General features: G+C 39.1%; 15 protein-coding genes. 7 read left to right on the forward strand and 8 right to left on the reverse strand.

Annotation, left to right across the window (positions count from 1 at the left end):
* Nucleotides 1-7 precede the first annotated feature (7 nt).
* The 4 genes from CH352_RS13370 to CH352_RS13390 all read right to left on the reverse strand — a co-directional run bounded on the left by CH352_RS13370 (nt 8) and on the right by CH352_RS13390 (nt 5,378).
* Nucleotides 8-646 carry an MXAN_6521/LA_1396 family lipoprotein gene (locus CH352_RS13370; protein ID WP_100707788.1) on the reverse strand — a complete coding sequence of 213 codons (639 nt, stop codon included), beginning with the start codon at nt 644-646 and terminating at the stop codon, nt 8-10.
* Nucleotides 643-3,555 (reverse strand): MMPL family transporter, encoded by a 2,913-nt coding sequence (locus tag CH352_RS13375; protein ID WP_100707787.1) that lies wholly within the window; start codon nt 3,553-3,555, stop codon nt 643-645. Before CH352_RS13375 ends, CH352_RS13370 begins: the two co-directional genes overlap by 4 nt.
* Entirely contained in the window at nt 3,555-4,139 is a 585-nt protein-coding gene (locus tag CH352_RS13380) for an ABC transporter substrate-binding protein (protein WP_100707786.1), read from the reverse strand. Before CH352_RS13380 ends, CH352_RS13375 begins: the two co-directional genes overlap by 1 nt.
* A gap of 606 nt (nt 4,140-4,745) precedes the next feature.
* On the reverse strand, nt 4,746-5,378 hold the full coding sequence (locus CH352_RS13390; protein ID WP_100707785.1) for a TIGR04282 family arsenosugar biosynthesis glycosyltransferase: 633 nt from the start codon (nt 5,376-5,378) through the stop codon (nt 4,746-4,748).
* Nucleotides 5,379-5,563: 185 nt separating this feature from the next.
* Here CH352_RS13390 and CH352_RS13395 point away from each other — a divergent pair, with 185 nt between their 5' ends.
* From CH352_RS13395 to CH352_RS13405, 3 genes are all read left to right on the forward strand, one after another.
* On the forward strand, nt 5,564-5,749 hold the full coding sequence (locus CH352_RS13395; RefSeq protein ID WP_100707784.1) for a hypothetical protein: 186 nt from the start codon (nt 5,564-5,566) through the stop codon (nt 5,747-5,749).
* Complete coding sequence (locus CH352_RS13400; protein ID WP_100707783.1) at nt 5,746-6,960, forward strand: LIC_12337 family protein; 1,215 nt, start codon at nt 5,746-5,748, stop codon at nt 6,958-6,960. The genes CH352_RS13395 and CH352_RS13400 overlap by 4 nt, the downstream gene beginning before the upstream one ends.
* Nucleotides 6,961-7,077: 117 nt before the next feature.
* Nucleotides 7,078-7,569, forward strand: a complete 492-nt coding sequence (locus CH352_RS13405; protein ID WP_100707782.1) for an SRPBCC family protein — start codon at nt 7,078-7,080, stop codon at nt 7,567-7,569.
* Here the strand turns inward: CH352_RS13405 and CH352_RS13410 are convergent.
* Nucleotides 7,566-8,900, reverse strand: a complete 1,335-nt coding sequence (locus CH352_RS13410) for a sterol desaturase family protein (RefSeq protein WP_100707781.1) — start codon at nt 8,898-8,900, stop codon at nt 7,566-7,568. The genes CH352_RS13405 and CH352_RS13410 overlap by 4 nt on opposite strands.
* A 169-nt stretch (nt 8,901-9,069) precedes the next feature.
* On the opposite strand from CH352_RS13410, the gene CH352_RS13415 reads away from it, so the two are divergent.
* From CH352_RS13415 to CH352_RS13425, 3 genes are all read left to right on the forward strand, one after another.
* The gene (locus CH352_RS13415) at nt 9,070-10,131 is read left to right on the forward strand and encodes a saccharopine dehydrogenase family protein (protein WP_100707780.1); all 1,062 of its coding nucleotides are present in this window, start codon (nt 9,070-9,072) and stop codon (nt 10,129-10,131) included.
* A gap of 75 nt (nt 10,132-10,206) precedes the next feature.
* Nucleotides 10,207-10,878 carry a hypothetical protein gene (locus CH352_RS13420; RefSeq protein ID WP_243396411.1) on the forward strand — a complete coding sequence of 224 codons (672 nt, stop codon included), beginning with the start codon at nt 10,207-10,209 and terminating at the stop codon, nt 10,876-10,878.
* A 5-nt stretch (nt 10,879-10,883) separates the two neighbouring features.
* On the forward strand, nt 10,884-11,786 hold the full coding sequence (locus CH352_RS13425) for a hypothetical protein (RefSeq protein ID WP_207766715.1): 903 nt from the start codon (nt 10,884-10,886) through the stop codon (nt 11,784-11,786).
* Nucleotides 11,787-11,827: 41 nt separating this feature from the next.
* Here the strand turns inward: CH352_RS13425 and CH352_RS13430 are convergent, their stop codons facing one another.
* The 3 genes from CH352_RS13430 to CH352_RS13440 all read right to left on the reverse strand — a co-directional run bounded on the left by CH352_RS13430 (nt 11,828) and on the right by CH352_RS13440 (nt 14,744).
* Nucleotides 11,828-12,766, reverse strand: a complete 939-nt coding sequence (locus tag CH352_RS13430) for a hypothetical protein (RefSeq protein WP_100707779.1) — start codon at nt 12,764-12,766, stop codon at nt 11,828-11,830.
* 156 nt (nt 12,767-12,922) lie between these two features.
* A complete protein-coding gene (locus CH352_RS13435) occupies nt 12,923-13,585 on the reverse strand; it encodes a hypothetical protein (protein ID WP_125169485.1) in 663 nt (220 codons plus the stop codon).
* 118 nt (nt 13,586-13,703) lie between these two features.
* The gene (locus CH352_RS13440) at nt 13,704-14,744 is read right to left on the reverse strand and encodes an SIR2 family protein (RefSeq protein ID WP_100707777.1); all 1,041 of its coding nucleotides are present in this window, start codon (nt 14,742-14,744) and stop codon (nt 13,704-13,706) included.
* 344 nt (nt 14,745-15,088) lie between these two features.
* Between CH352_RS13440 and CH352_RS13445 the strand changes: the two genes are divergently transcribed.
* Entirely contained in the window at nt 15,089-16,513 is a 1,425-nt protein-coding gene (locus CH352_RS13445; protein WP_100707776.1) for a circularly permuted type 2 ATP-grasp protein, read from the forward strand.
* Nucleotides 16,514-16,567: the final 54 nt, after the last annotated feature.

Consider the following 16,567-nt stretch of genomic DNA (forward strand, 5'->3'; position numbering starts at 1 on the left):
TTTTGCCTCAGGAGCCGGATTCTACTTCTATCTTCTCGTCTTGTTCCGATTCGTTTAAGACAGGACTTGTAATTTTATCTAAAAGAGACTTTAGAATATCGTAATATGGAAGCACCTTGGGTCCGACTGATTTTCCGAACTTATTCTCGTAGCTGGTCCTTAGTGTGGCTTCTTCATCTCCTCCCATGAAGTAAGAAGAAGAAGCATTTCCTTCCCAAAGAATTTCTTTTGTATCACATTTTTGGATCTGAGCTTGGATAGAAATTTTGATCCCATTGGAAGAAGGCCCGAATGTTGCGGGACTCAACCAAACTAGAAAAGAAGGTGTGGTCCCGTTCAAGATCTCCTCTAATTTAAGTGTAAGAACTCCTTGGGATTTTCCTACCGGGGATTTACAGTTTTGGTTTTTGCTGGAAGGATCCGGATAAACGATAAATTCCTTATGGTGGGCCAATTCTTGTTCGGCCATAGATTTTACTAGGGAGGCTTCTACTTGATTTACTTTAGAACTGGAATCGATCGCAACAGTTAGTCTTTTGAATCTGTCTAGAGATGATTCAAAATTCGGCGCGATCTTGATTTGTTTTACCGCACAATTTGCAAAGGATATAGAAATTAAAAATAGAAGTATTAGTTTAGATCTCATTTTTTCTTTCCGGTTTTCTTTTTAGGAGCTACTTTTTTCTTAGCCGCTTTTTTGGCCTTAGGCTTAGTGGAAGGTTCCTCCATTACAAATTCAGAATTTGTTTCGGGACCTTCTTCGTCTGGTCCTAAGCCCAACGGAATTGCTTCAGACTCTTCTTGTTTGCGGCTTCTATACGCTAATTCTAAAATCGCAGGAAGCAGAGTGAGTGCGATAAGTAAACAAGCGCCAATTCCGATGGTTGCCACTTTTCCGATGGAATGTAGGCCTCTTTGATCTGCGAGAAGTAATGCGCTCCATCCTACGAGTGTGGTCAATGTGGATGCGATCACCGCCGGTCCGACCATTGCCATTGCCTTTACTATATCATGATCTTCTCTGAATCTATAATAGATATAGATCCCATTCTGAATTCCGTATCCTATGATGACCGGGAATACCAGAACATTCATAAAATTTAATTTAAGATCGATGATGGACATCACTCCTACTGTGACTAAGATCCCTAACAAGAGAGGGATCAATGAAAGTAATGCAGGTAAGAATGCCCTATAAAATAGTATCAGAACTATAATCACTAATACCAAGGTGATAAAGAATGCGGCTACTCCTTCTCTTTTTACGATCATGATAAGCTGAGCAAACAACATCAAACTTCCCGCCGTATCCGTTTGGAAAGTATATGATCTGGCCTGGGCAATATCCTTATAAGGTCTATGCTCAATGATCGTATCTACCGTTCCAGGTAGGATCTTTATGGAGAGAAATTTTTCCTTAGAGTATGTGTTCAGCGCGTTTAATAAAGTTTTACTTTCCACAGCAGAATACTTCTCTTTAACAGGATCAATTTCAGATTCTTTTTGAGTTCCCGTGGAGTATAAGATCGTATTTAAGGTCCTTCTGGAAATTTTAGGAACTTCCAATCTTCCTATTGCGGCGAAAAATTCTAATAATTTTCCACCATGCCATAAGGCAACCTTAGGATATAGGAATAACAGATGTCCTTTTTCTTTGGAACTTGCAACTTCCTTGAACTGAGAGGAAAAATAATCCGGAACAGCGGTGTAATCGTAAGGTTTAACGGATAAGAATAACTTTGCCTTAGGCAAATATTTTCTTTGTTCCGGTTTTAAGAAGGAAGCCTTTATAGGTTTCATATCCTTCGCGAGCTGATCTAGAACTTTACGGTTTTCTAATTGTTGAGAATAAGGTGGAACAAAGTTCCAGAGAGAAACTACCTGATCTACCGAACCTGCGATTGATTCCGGAACCGGATTCAAATAATCGAATACAGCTTCCGATTCTTCCAGACTTTTTACTACGATCGCTTGAGGATCGGAAGAAATATCGAAACGGTCCGCGATCTCATCGTATAAGTTTACGGATTCTAAATTTTCTACTAAAAGGTTTCTTCCATTTACGTCGAATTGGACTTTTGGAGCGAAAACTCCGAAAAGTAAAACGAGGACTAAAACGATTACGGATAGAATTCCAGGTTTAGAATAAAATTTTCTTAATAAACTCGAAGGAGTTTGTTGGTCTTCATTTAGGATAAAGGCTTTGGAAAGGGAGGGGAACCATTTTAAAAGTAGAGCAATCTGTAAAGCGGTCACACCATACATTGCAATTGCGATCATAACGATCCCGTATGTTGCAATAATGCCGAACTCGCTAAATCCTCTAAATTCCGAGAAGGAAAGAACAACGAATGCGGAAGTGGTAGTTAACGCAGAGCTAAATGAAGCGATCCCTGTATGATAGATCGTGTCTTTGATCGCTCTTACGATATCTTGTTTTTTAGTAAATTCTTCTCTAAATCTATATAAAAATTGGATCCCATAGTCTATCCCGAGTCCCATAAGAATGGAGCCGATGATACTTGTGATACTATTCAATTGTCCTATGACGAGTCCGGTTAACCCGAAGGTCATGAGTAGTCCGCTGAGTAGGGAGAATAGTAGAATAACAATGAAAAGTGGATTACGGAAAAATAATAAAAGTAGAAGTCCTATTCCCAAGAAAGAAGCGATCCCGATAGGTTTTAATGCCTTAATTAAGGTTTCATAATCGTCTTGATTGAGTTTATAGGCCCCGGTATAACCAGCGTAAATTCCGTCTTCTTCCAATTTTAAGGTTTTTACTAAACCTTGGACTTTCTTGTCTATTTTTTCCAAGAACTCGATGTCTACAAAGGAACCTGTCGGTTTGATCAAAACGATCAACATTCCTTTTTCGGGAGAAATATTATATTCGTCGAATATATCTCTTTTGGCGAGTTTTTGGTATTTGGAGATGATATCAGTGAAGTCGGGATTGTATTCTTCGTTCGTAAGTTTGATGAAGAATGGGTTCGCTTTTTCTATTTCGTCATCGATCTTACGTTTTACTCTTTTTCGGACTTCTTTTAAGTCTTCCGTTTTTAAGAATAAAGGAAGCCTGTCTTGTAAAAAGGAAACATTATATCTATAAGAAACATAACGTACTAATTCTTTGTCTTTTAAAGCTTCCGTAGCCAGTTTATCGGAGGCCCTTTTAAGTGCGATCTCTCTGGCTTTATAATAAGCGATGTTCTTACGTTTGGCCTCGTCAGCTAATTCCAATTCTTTCTTTTGGGTCTCAGGATCACCGTTACGTTTGGCTTGGAATGCCTTGGTAAGATGTTCCGTCATTCCTTTGTCGTCTTTGAACTTGAGAGCAACAGTATAAAATCCGCTTCCGCCGATCATTTCGATCACACGTTTTGTTTGGACAACAGAAGGGTTATCGGAAGGAAGAAGTTGTAGGTTATCGCTGTTAATGGAAAGTCTGGTGGCTAAAAAGCCTGAGATCACCAGAAAAATAAATAGGATTGCGGAAGAAGCGGCCGGTTTGGTTAACACCAACTCGGTCGCTTTAGAAAGAAATTTTCTCATCAGTTCTTGGCTGCTTTTTGTATTAGGGAAATGGTCCCCTTGATTCCGTTTTTCTTAATAGACGGCTCTATATTTTTAGTGCGGTTGATCTCTGTGGCGAGTTTACCTTCTGTTTCGAAATCGCTAATGTACCAAGCGCCTTCCGATTCGGAAAGTATCCAAGCGAATTTGATTTGATCGGAACCTTTATAAAGGATCGAAGAGCCGATCCTTGCTTGTTTACCATTCATGGAAGGTTTGTCGTAAGTGATATCGATCTTATCAAAATATTTTAATGCGATTGGGAACGCTTTGTTCACGATATATTCGGAGATCGCGTCCTCGAATTCCTTTCTTTCTGCGGCGGAAATTTTATGATCACCGATGAGTTTTTCGGAGAATTTTCCTACATGGACCAAAGCCAATGCCTTATCGTTCTTTTTATAACGGATAAAGCCGATCAATTTTTTAACGGCGGATAACGTCTGCTCTTCAGGCGAAACTTCCGGAGAAGTGTTTTGGGGTTCATTCGTAGTTTGGGGATCCTGGGCAAAAAGAAAACCCGAGGAAAGTAAACAGAACAATAAAATTTGAAATAGTTTCACAGATTATTACCTAAGGAAGGATCGATCCGGGAATTTTACAATCATGTAAAAAACAGACTGCGTACTGGCCGGATAAATTTACAGTAATGGAAGGGGAAGGCTTAAGTCAACGGAAATTAGACTTAATTCTGGCGGAGAAAATCGTAGGCCTGGCTTCCACAAGAAAATGATAAAACTTTCGGTGTTAGGCAACTTAAGATCAGAGGATGTTTCGCCTTATATTGTTCCACTAAAATTTGAGTGGTATGCAGGGCCATTCCCAACCGGTCTTATCCGCAAATTCGAAAAAAGCCTTTTGAGTTATGCTAGTATGAGTATGCGGGCCCTTCTTCCCGAAAGCTCTCAAAGGAGAAATAAAGGATAAAAAATAAGCGGAGAAGGCAAGCGCCAAAAATTTCAGAAGAACAAAGTTAGTTTTACTGCTCATATATGTAATCAAGCAATTACATATATGAGACCTGAAGTTTTTCTTAAGTAGGCAAATAATTACGTAATGGAGAAGAAAATGTTAAATCCTTCTTCATACATGGGTCGAGACCGAAGTCTATAGGATATATTCTGATTTTATAATGTAGGCGATCTGAGGTATATAATGTGACTTCGAGATCAGGAACCGTTCTTGTTCCAGTCCAAGATCCCGTTGGATTCGAAATATTCCAGATCTTGGACGTCATCCAGGTCGGATAGTATGGGAAGAAGTCCTACTTGTTTTCTGGCCCACTGTAGTTTTTCCAAACTTCTGGCAAAAACAGTTTCAGTGCTCCATTCTATTCCATGAAAAAGTTCAGGAGTGTCAGATTTGAGTCCTACTAGATAATAGCCTCCATCTTTCGCAGGTCCCAAAACTACATCTTTGTGATCCAGAACATGAAATGCTTCTTTCAGATGTAACAAATCTAACTCAGGGCAATCACTTCCTATGAGGATTGCGGGACAAGATCCGTTTTGGAAACAATATAAGAACGCGTTTCTCATCTTCTCGCCTAGATCCTTTCCTTCTTGTTTGCGGATGAGCAAGGGAGAATGTCCCCAACTTCCTATATCAGAAGGATTTGGAAGATAAGAATCGAACCATAAAACTTTAGGAACATCCAAGTCGTTGCAGGCAGATCTAGTTTTTTCGACCAAGGCCTGATATACTTCCAAGGCAGCTTCTTCTCCTATGTCCTTAGCTAAACGTGTCTTAACTTTTCCCGGGACTGGATTTTTCAGAAATATATTCAAGATCGGACCTTTCATTTTTATCTCCGGGATGTTATGATCTTACGGCATCTATTCCTTGGGGGACGTTTTTTCCAAGGATTTACCGAAATAAAGCTATCAATTGATACGATGAAATAATAATTAGAACAAGCTCTTAGAATTCAAATCAATGTGAAAAAAATTCAATCTCAAATGTTCATTATTCTATAAGGAGATTACTTATGATCTTAAATCTAAAAAGAGGAATTCTACTTATTAGCTTAGGGATCATCCTGACTGGACTCGTCGGGACCGCCTGTGCACCAGGAGGAAAAGACCCATTCATTCCTCTCTTCAATCTCGGATACCAATTAGAGAAAAGCAAAACTGGATTTTTTATCATCGTTCCAAAAGGAATTGCACAGTGAAGAATGTATTTAAAAAGATCGCATTGATCTTAGTAATATTTTTTGGTTTCAGTGTGGGCTTTCGTTCCGACAGAGGACGAACAAGCAGCTTCCCTTTATCATTAAAATTTAAACTTCTTCAAGAGCCATTGCATGCAAGTGCGGACGATTGGGGATTTGTTCGTCAATCCGCTACTTGGGCTAGAGGAAATTCTCTTTTTATGGATGATATCATTGCAGGTATTCAAGCTAACCAAATGCTTACTGCCCTTGCTCATACCCAAATCGTATCAGCTACTAATGTCCCAATGGGCGATGAGGGAGGAGTTTTTGATATCAAATTACGTTTGAAGGATAATACGAGCCCAACTCCTTTTACAGTTCCTTCTTCTTCTGTCTTTGCTACGTCTAAAGACTATGATAATTGTTTTCAGTTGAAAGTTGCAGGAACTAGCAATGTTGCCCTTCAATTCTTCTGGGATGATGATCCAAGAGATCCTAGCCAAGACGGAGCCATCTTGTTTTACAACCTGAATCTTTTGGCCCCTAATAAATGGACTGCTACTGCTACAATCGAAAGCTATGTGTATAGCCCTGATACTACAGATCCAAAATATGATCCCAATATTATTCTTGTGGATCAAGGGTTGGTGCAAACATATTCCTGGGCTGGCCCTCTCGGTACAGACACTTTAGCTCAATCGGTAAAATCAGGAAGAGTAATATTGGAAGAAATGGATGGTGGCGCGGTATTTTGCTTTAAAACAGTAGTGAGCATAAACGGAACTGCAGACTTTTCTTCTTTAAGTCCTCTTTTGCCGGCGAACCAAGCGTTCTGTAATTCTGGAAATGCAGACGAGTATTATAAGTTAGCATATAGTCAGGAACTCACTGGTAATTTAGAGGTAATTGCTAAATCCGGTTGGGAAGAAGGAGGAGTGACTCAAGTTGTTTCTCCCGCAGATGACCAAATATGTAGTTACGGTTCTATAAATTATGGAATTTTTAATATGAGCGGATTTGTAAAAGATCATGTCGCATTAGCGAGTGTTCCTACTTATGATCATATTAATGCAACAAGAGTTTCTAAATTATACCAGAGAATCGGAACGACCGGAAAATCAGGAAGTGGAGATTTGAAAGGAGTGAAGTGGGATGATTTGACCCAGGCGACGATCCAAGGATTGACCTCATCTGTCACATTTAAAGATCTCACCGGTTACGGATTTTAATCATCTGATCTCATCCATTTTCTTCTGTCTAAAAACCCCCGAGATCCGGGGGTTTTTTATTGCCCGGAGCCAATTTTTACTCTATTACATATCTGGAAAGCAGAGAGGATTTGAAAAATGAAACAGGGATCAGATATCAAATTCGTTTATACTACATATATCGAAGCCAGTCCTGAAAAAGTTTGGGAAGCTCTGACCAGTTCAGAATATGCTCAAAAGTATTGGTTCGGAAGTAAGATAGAAGGGGACTGGAGAGTAGGAGGCGGATTCAAGTTTCTGGATCCGAATGGTGAACTTTTAGTAATAGGTAAAATCTTGAAATACGAAAAACCGTTTTTACTTTCTTATACTTGGGAACTTCCGCCAACTTTCAAATCCATTCCGCCGGAGCTGAAGGCGAGACTGGATAAATCTAAGGAACCGACTCGAGTGACTTATAGCTTAAAACAAATGAAAGATCTTACAAGACTTACACTTTTGCACGAAGATCTTTTGCCTGAGGATTTTATAGAAAATCCGGATACGTTTGTGGGACTGAATAACGGTTGGCCTGCTATCTTTTCCAGTCTCAAAAGTTTACTTGAGACTGGAAAAGCATTACAGTTTTAAGCGGCTTTGCTACGGATCTCTTTTACCGGATCAATATCCTTCCATTCTGCAAATAAATGTCTCTGGGACAAAAACCATGCAAGTGAAAGCGCGCCGAATCCGGCTGCGATAAACGCCGTTCCTGTAGAAAATCCTAATAGGAAAGTAGTTCCTACCAAGAGTGCGATCCGGATCGGCTCTAAGTATAAGGTCCAACGTTTCAGATCTAAAATTCCTCCCACAGTTGTTAAGGAGAATATACTGAAGAAGAAGATTAGATACAAGAGTCCCGTCGGGATAGAATTTACTTTTACGAGCATTGAGAATGTTCCGACCAATGTAAGAACAAACCATGTCACTGCGTATGCAGTTAAACTTTTAGAAAGATTTACATCATATTTTTTGAATGTTTTCTCATTCACTTCAGGGATAGGATATTGTCCTCCTAACTGCTGAGGTCTCCATCCTGGCATTGCCAAGAATGCTTTGATCTTATCCGACCAACGAGGGCTTTGTTTTGCTTGCTCCCACATTTCGACCCAGTAATGAACGTTTGCCCATAATGGGTTGAAGCTACGAAGAGGTTTAACTGTTCCATAAACAGGAGTTTCTTCTTCTGCTTGGAAAGTTCCGAACCATCTATCAAAGACGATCAATGTTCCGCCATGGTTTTTATCAATGTATTTAGGATTGATACCATGGTGAACTCTATGGTGAGAAGGAGTGTTGAACACTGCTTCGAACCATTTCGGGAATTTATCTATTGCTTTTGTATGGATCCAGAATTGATAGATCAAATTTAATTGTCCGTTCAGAACCATCACGATAGGAGAAAATCCTAAAATTGCTAATGGAATATAGAAGATCCAAGTGAATAATCCATGAAAGCTTGCCTGACGTAATGCAACTGTGAGATTGTATTCTTCACTTTGGTGATGGACGACATGTCCTGCCCAAAGGAAATTAACTTCATGGCTCAATCTATGCAACCAATAATAAGCTAGATCGTATAACACGAAGCAGGCGACCCAAACTGCTATAACAATTGTCCAAGACCAAGTAGAAGCGGAAAGTCCTAATACTTCGGAAGAAGGCATCCATGAAACCGGTTCGCTCGGCCATGAAGGAAGATTGAATATTTTCCAATTCTCATATACCCAAAGATATGCAAAGAATGTGATCGTCTTAAAAATGATCCCGAAAATCTGACTAGAGATCCCAGCACTGAGATCGTTAATAGAATCGTTTAGACGATAAAGTTTTCTTTTATGATACCAGGAGAAAGCGAGCTCTAACCCGATCAGTAAAAAGAAGAATGGAATTGCGATTGTGATAAGATTTATTTTTTCCATAATACAAGCCGGTTAACCTCTATCATTCCTCGTTTACGAACTAGGTCAATCTAAAACTAAAACGTACTCCAAATCGAAAAATCTTTACCTATCAATTGTTTGAAAAAAACTAACTCGTTCGCGGTATGCAGGTTGACTAAATCGGAAGCGATGTCGTAGTTCCTACCTTATGGCAGTATCTAAGTGGATGATCTATGGAGCGAACGGTTACACAGGAGAACTGATCGCAAGAAGAGCAGTGTCTCGCGGTTTAAAACCTGTGCTCGCAGGAAGAAGCAAAGGCAAAATAGAAGAGCTCGCAAACGAACTGCGTTTAGAATATAAAATTTTCGATTTAAACAATCCGAACGAGATCGGTTCGAATATCCAAGGGTTTCAGTTAGTTTTACATTGCGCGGGACCGTTCATTCAAACTTCCGTTCCGATGGCAAAGGCATGCATTTCTAAAAAAGTAAATTATCTGGATATCACCGGAGAAATTCCAGTATATGAATCTTTGCAAGCGTTAGGAAAAGAAGCAGAGAATGCGGGAGTCCTTCTTTTACCTGGAGTGGGATTTGATATTGTTCCAACAGATTGTCTTGCTTCTTCTTTGAAAGAATCTCTTTCTAAACCTAAGTTTTTGGAACTTGCATTTGTGGGACTAAGTGAAGTTTCTCCAGGAACGATGAAAAGTGCGCTCGCACAACTGCCTTATGGTTCCAAGATCAGAAGGGACGGGCAGATGGTCGGAGTTCCTCATTTGAGTAGAACTAGAGAAGTAGTCGCAGGTGGGAAAACCTACAAGGTGTATGGAATTCCATGGGGAGATGTATTCACTGCTTATATTTCGACAGGTATCCCGAATATCGATGTGTATACTGATATTCCTTCCGGACAGGTAAATGCGTTACGCTATTTTAAGCCGATCATCTCTTTATTAAAAATTCCTTTCATATTAAAAGGAGTGCAAGCCTTGGTAGGAAAAACGATCAAGGGCCCAGGAGAAAGAACGAGGACCTTAGTCAAAACGACAGTATGGGGAGAAGTCCGATCGGAAGAAGGAAAAAAATCCACCAAAGTTTTAGAATGTAAAGAAGGGTACGAATTCACAGTGGAATCTTCCCTCGCCGCGGTTTCCAAGGTGCTTTCCGGAAAAGGAGGAAAAGGATTTAAGACCCCAAGTCTTGCATTCGGTTCCGAATTCGTTTTAGAAATTCCAGGATCTAAATGGAAAGATATTTCAAATTGAATAGAAGTCTCTTTCTTTCGATTTAGAATTTATTCTTTACATTCTTCTCCACACTTTTAGATTACAAAGCGATCTATGATGTCTTATTTTCGCCTATTTGTATTATCAATTTTTCTAATATTTCTTTATGGTTGCACTTCTATCAAGGTGCATGTTCCCAAAACTCTTTCTGGCGCTCACGAAGTCCAAGAACATTGGATGGAGGTGAGATCAGGCGCCCCCGATTACGATTCCAAGGATCCGGATATCGAGATTGAATATCCGAACGAAGATCCCGAGCGATTCGTATATTTTGAGGACGGATTCACTTCTTGGACCGGATGGGGAAAAGATTATACGAATTTATACGGGCCGATTTCCAAGCTGATCCGAAAGGAATTGAACGATCACAAGGAAGAATATCCGGGAAAACATAAGATCATCATCCAAAAGTTCAGATTGGAATCGGTGGATCATTGTAGTTACAACCAAGTGAACGTAGAGATGGAAGCCGATATAATTTCTTCCGGAAAAACCTGGCATTATCAATTCAAGGATGGGATCGAGTCCAGGGTTACCGATTGTATAGCGACTCTTGCAACGCTTCCAATTTTACTCGGATGGATTATACACCTTCCTTATATGGGGCATAGAGGGAACAGAGAAGATCAGGTAAACCAAATGGGCAGGGTGGCTCTTCTGGATTTTATGGAAGAGATCAAAAAACATTCTACAGATACTAAACGAACTCCGAATAAAAGGAAATAAGTAAGATGAAACAGAAAATTCTAATATTCTTACTTACTTGTGTTGTGTTCCAATCTTGTTATTATTCAACAGAAAAAAGATACACTGTAGCTCAACCATACCAGCCGAATGACGAAATGTATTTCGACGAGGAAAATCCTCAGTTCGAAGAAGGAAAACCTTATTCAGTTATAGACTTTATAGGAAGTTGGATCTGGATCGAAAGTCTACTCTCAAAAATCATGATATGGGATAGAAGGATGCAAAACCACGAGTTTTCTTTCGAAACAAAGAAGTATCTCATGGATTATATCCGAGACAATAACCTGAAAGATGTTAAGGTGCGATTCAATCAATATTCTCCAGGAAATGATTTCAAAAGACTTTGGGATTCTAAATCGGTAAATCCACTTTTAAAATGGACGATAGGTTTATTCGCTTATGTGATGAACGATGTACTTTTAGTAGGTCGTATTTTCGGCGGAGACCATTATAATCCATATTCCAATACCATTCATGTATATTCTGATATTCCTGCAGTAGTGATACACGAAGGCGGTCACTCCAAAGACTTTGCTCAAAGGGAATATCGTTCTTGGTATGCGCTCGGCTATGCAGTTCCGATCCTTGGGGCCTTCTACCCGGAAGCAAGAGCCTCAGACGATGCAATCCGGTATTTCAGATATCGTTGTGACAAAACGGAAGAGATGACCGCATATCGCACATTGTATCCCGCTTACGGTTCTTATGTGGCTGGCGGGATATCGGACTTACTTCCAAGTTCTCCTTACGCACTTTTATATTCTTATTCCATTCTTGCAGTTGCTGCCAGTACGGGGCATGTAGTTGGTTATGTTCGACAGCAACAAGTGGAGAAGGAATGGATCCCGAAAGAGTGTATGATCGCTAAGGAGTTGGAGAAGAGGTAGGGGGGATTGCAATAGGCGAAAGTTAAGCGTAGTTTCGCCTTCTAAAGGTTGCCTTTTAGTAATTGTATGGTTAATGCACTGGTAATTGGATTACCAGAAATGGTGCGACCATCAATTGTAATTTTAGGTGGCTCATTTGTTAACTGGATTCCAACTTTCCTCTCATTATTTCCTATAAATGTTCCTGGATTTAAAGAAGTTTTACTATCCATTATTTTCTCATTTATTGACGTTAAATGTCTGTAAAATAATAGGAAATCAGATTCTTTCTTTGTTTTAACCAGTAAGTATGCGACTCCACCATAACCATCTTCTATTCCTGTAAAAATTGAATCAAATAAAGCATTTGGACCATAAATAGCCTTTCTCTTCTCATCAAAAATCTCTAATAATTGTAACCCAGAAGAAATCCATTCACGGCTTTCTTTCAAGTATTTCTTTCTCTTTAATCTTTGAAGCTTTATTTCCTCGGAAGGTAGTTTACTTAGCAGTATATTATCTAATCCGCTACAACCAGAAATGTTCAATCCAGAGATTTCACAAATTTTTGCATCGTCCCCGCAATTTAGAATCACATCATAACAAAGACCATTATGAATAGTTGTAATACTTGAAAGAATGAATCTATCATCAGAGTTAGCATGTATTGCAATTCCAAAGGAACCATTAAATGCATCTGCAAAACTTACCGAATTTGAATTAATATTCTTTTTTACATAGTCTGAGTTAAAGAAAAGGTCATAAAGGATGCCTTTCTTTAATGCAAAGTTCTTATAATCAGCTTCGGAAAATTGCTTACCCTTAACGACATACTGAAAGAATACTGATGGCGCAAATGAATCTTCGAAAAACTTTACGTCTTTTGATTTTAGGGCTTTAATAAAGTTTAGTTCGGCTTTAGCTTCATTTAGCGTCTTAGCATCTTCTGAAAATAAAATAGAAAAGCTGAAAAATAGGAGCCCAATAGTAATCTTTTTCATTTAATCTCCTTTATAGATAAATTTGCGAAATTACGCATAACAACAAAGCGAAAATATGGCGAATCCTGGAGCGAAGGTCGCGTAGCGAGCCCGAAGCGTAGCGGAAGAATTGATAGTTAGGCGTTGTTTTGTATTCAATAGAAATTATACACCAATTTACTTAGAAACTATAGATTGATATAGATATTCTTTAGTATCATTAATATTGCTTATTTCTCCCAATAAGTTAAAGGACTGATCTGATAAATTTACAAGATACATTAAATCGGAAATCATATCCTTTAAATAAGCCACATAATCATCTATCAGTGCAAACGAAAATTCAGGCTGCTTTTTATCCCAATGCGCAACTGATTTATCGCGTATGGCTTTTATACCGATATAAGCACATTTGATTTTGTCTTTTAATAACTCAAAATCTTGATCTTTTAGATTATATCTCCCTTCTGCGACAGAACAAGGAAAGTGTGCCTGGAATATCTTATCAAATTGCTTTTCTAGTATAATCACCTTCTGGCGATCAAAGGCAAGCTGTTCAGATGTATATTGTATTTCTGGATTGTCATTGGAGAATTTCTTTGAATTCTTTAAAAGCAGATTCCGATTATTCTTTAAACAATTAATCAACTCACCCAAAATAGTCGTTTCGGTGAAACTGCACAGATACGCAATTAATCCATAGTTAGATAAAAGGACCTGATGATAAATGAGGTCATTTTTAATCTTTTTGCCTGACAATTCTTCGATCAATTGCTTTGAAAGAATGAATGATCTATCAATAAAAACAATATATTGAACGCATTTATTAAACACTTCCATATTCATCGTAATCTTAGACGAAAAAGATAGAAGCAAATGTGCCATAGGCGGGAAGCGAGGGTTGCGTAGCGATCCCGAAGCGGAATTCCTACCCGATAGTTATGCGAAGTGTCGTATTTCATAGCTGAGATAAATAGTGTTCCGTCTCCAAAGTATCAAAAACCCGTCCAAAGTGAAGATTCATTGGCTTTGCTCTTTGTAAAACTGACGAACCCAATATTGGTTCTAACTTCTTAGGCAAATCCTGAACGCTAGGATCGAAATAATAAAAATTTTTAATAACTGAAACTCCCATAGATCCAATCGCATATAAATATTGGAACAAAAGGTCAGAAGGAGGAAATGAATAACCTAAGACTATTATATTTCTTGCGTCTACAAATGCTTTGCATGCCTCGGACCAAATTCTTTCTAACTTTTCATGATAATATAGTTTGTTCCAGCTCGGAGGAACTATGTACGGATCGCCGATAATTGTATGTAACCTAAGCGGCTTTTTGCTATCGTTGTATGGTTGTAGATTACGCATTATTTCGGTAACAGATACTTTTTCTTTTAACCCGCTTTCAACACTATATTCCCAATTGAATGAACCATGAAGTTTAAATAAACTTACTTTATCTTTGCTTGAATCAGTTATATGATAACTAAATGGAATGCCAAGCGAGGTCAGTGCAATTTCTATGCAAAGATCATAATTAAAAGTAATTATTGATATATCACTCCAGTTTGTTATATAGCTTTCATTCTTTAGCTTTTGAAGATATGTCGCCATTTTCTGATATGAATCCGTTGGCCCTAAGTAGCCGTTTACAGTAGGAAAGGCAATGCTACATTCGATTGTATCAACAATAAATCGCTTCATTGCATGTGGAAGGTTAGAAACTTCCTTTTGAGTTAAATCCCCGAGCCGTCCAAAAAGAGACGCCATTTCAAAAGCAGTAAATAGATGCTCAATATTATAAATATCGATTGCGGACTTCGCTATTGCATTTTGAAGAATTCCTTGGCCCTTAGTTACTAATTCGTATATGTTTCTATCCAAATTGAAATCTAAATTGTTATATATTTTTTCCGCCTTATACATGAAATCAGACATCAAGGGGGCTCCCGATTCGGCCGAAGCTCCAGCTCCTAAAACAAATACAATTTTCGACATTTTGGATTTCCTTTAATTTTACGACATTTCTCATAACGTTGAGCATGGTTGCAAGTCCGTCAGTCAAGCCAGCTTAGCCCCGCTGCATGGGCGAACATTCGCAAAGCCACTCCGCCGCCTTGCACATGTCCGCAATTACGCAAAGCCGGCTTCCAGACCTCCAATTCCCCATTTCCCCGCTAAAACCCGATCCCTTTCCCAACACTTAGATTAACATTTTTTCAAAATGACTAATATTTAAACATAACAATATAATCAGTATAAAAAATAAGCGCCTAATTTAAATTCTGCTTGTTTATTAATGGCAAAATCAGTCTTATTCAGATAGATGGGAGGAGGATTCTATGCTCCTGACAAATTACCAAACGGATTCCTTTTACGACGAAATGTTCTCTGAGGAGGGCGGGATTCGACAAAGTTATCATATTCTAAAATCCAGGATCGAAGGAATGGATGAAAAGGAGCTTCTGAAGCGGAAGGCTTCGGCGGAGAAGGCTCTTCTTTCCTTGGGCATCACTTTTAATGTGTATGGAGACGAAGAGGAAGAAGAAAGGATCATGCCTTTCGATATCATTCCTCGGATCGTAACTTCTTTCGAATGGAAAAAAATGGAAGAAGGTCTCAAGCAAAGGATCCGTGCCTTAAATCTTTTCATCCAAGACATCTATGGAGATGAGAAGATTATCAAGGACGGAGTGATCCCGGCCGAGATTGTCTATAGCAGTTCAGGTTATTTAAAAGAATGTAAAGGGATCAAACCTCCTAAAGGAATTTGGATCCATATTACCGGAACAGATCTCGTTCGCGATGGGGACGGGCAGATGCTTGTCCTCGAGGATAATCTTCGTTGTCCTTCCGGTGTTTCCTACGTATTAGAAAATCGTGAAGTAATGAAAAAGACCTTCCCGGAACTTTTTGCAAGTTTGTCTGTCAAGCCTATCTACGATTATCCGATCAGGCTTCGCGGGATGCTCGAACATCTTTCCGACAAACCGAATCCGAATATCGGAGTTTTAACTCCTGGGATCTATAACTCCGCATACTACGAGCATAGTTTTCTTGCTTCTCGTATGGGAGTTCCTTTGGTAGAAGGAACGGATCTCACCGTAAGAGATAATAAATTATATATGAGAACCACCAAAGGCCTGAAGCAGGTGGATGTTCTTTATAGAAGGATCGACGATACATTCATGGATCCTAAAGCCTTCCGTAAAGATTCTCTTTTGGGTGTTCCCGGTATATTCGAAGTATTTAAAAAAGGTAATGTTGCGCTTGCGAACGCTCCAGGCACAGGAGTGGCCGACGATAAGGTCATCTATTCTTATGTTCCTGATTTTATTAAGTATTATCTGGGAGAAGAGCCAATTATTCCTAACGTTCCTACGTATCTATGTTCTAGGGAGAAGGACCTGAAATATGTCTGCGAGAATATTGGGAATCTAGTTGTAAAAGCGGCTAACGGAGCAGGTGGATACGGAATGATCATAGGGCCTGTTGCGAGCGAAAAAGAAAAAGAGGAATTTGTAGGAAAAGTTAAAGCGGATCCTCGAAATTATATTGCTCAACCTGTTTTAAGTTTATCCAGGATCCCTACATTGATAGAGGATAAGTTAGAAGGAAGACATGTGGATCTTAGACCTTTTATCTTATACGGAGAAGAGATCTACGTGATGCCCGGTGGCTTAACCAGAGTCGCATTGAGAAGAGGTTCCTTAGTAGTGAATTCTTCCCAAGGTGGCGGTTCTAAAGATACTTGGGTGATGGGTTAATATCAAAAAAGTAGAAGAAATACAATCAGGGGAAAATGCCCAAGCGGAACCGAA

The sequence above is a fragment of the Leptospira hartskeerlii genome, assembly GCF_002811475.1.
GTDB classification, from domain to species: Bacteria; Spirochaetota; Leptospiria; order Leptospirales; family Leptospiraceae; genus Leptospira_B; species Leptospira_B hartskeerlii.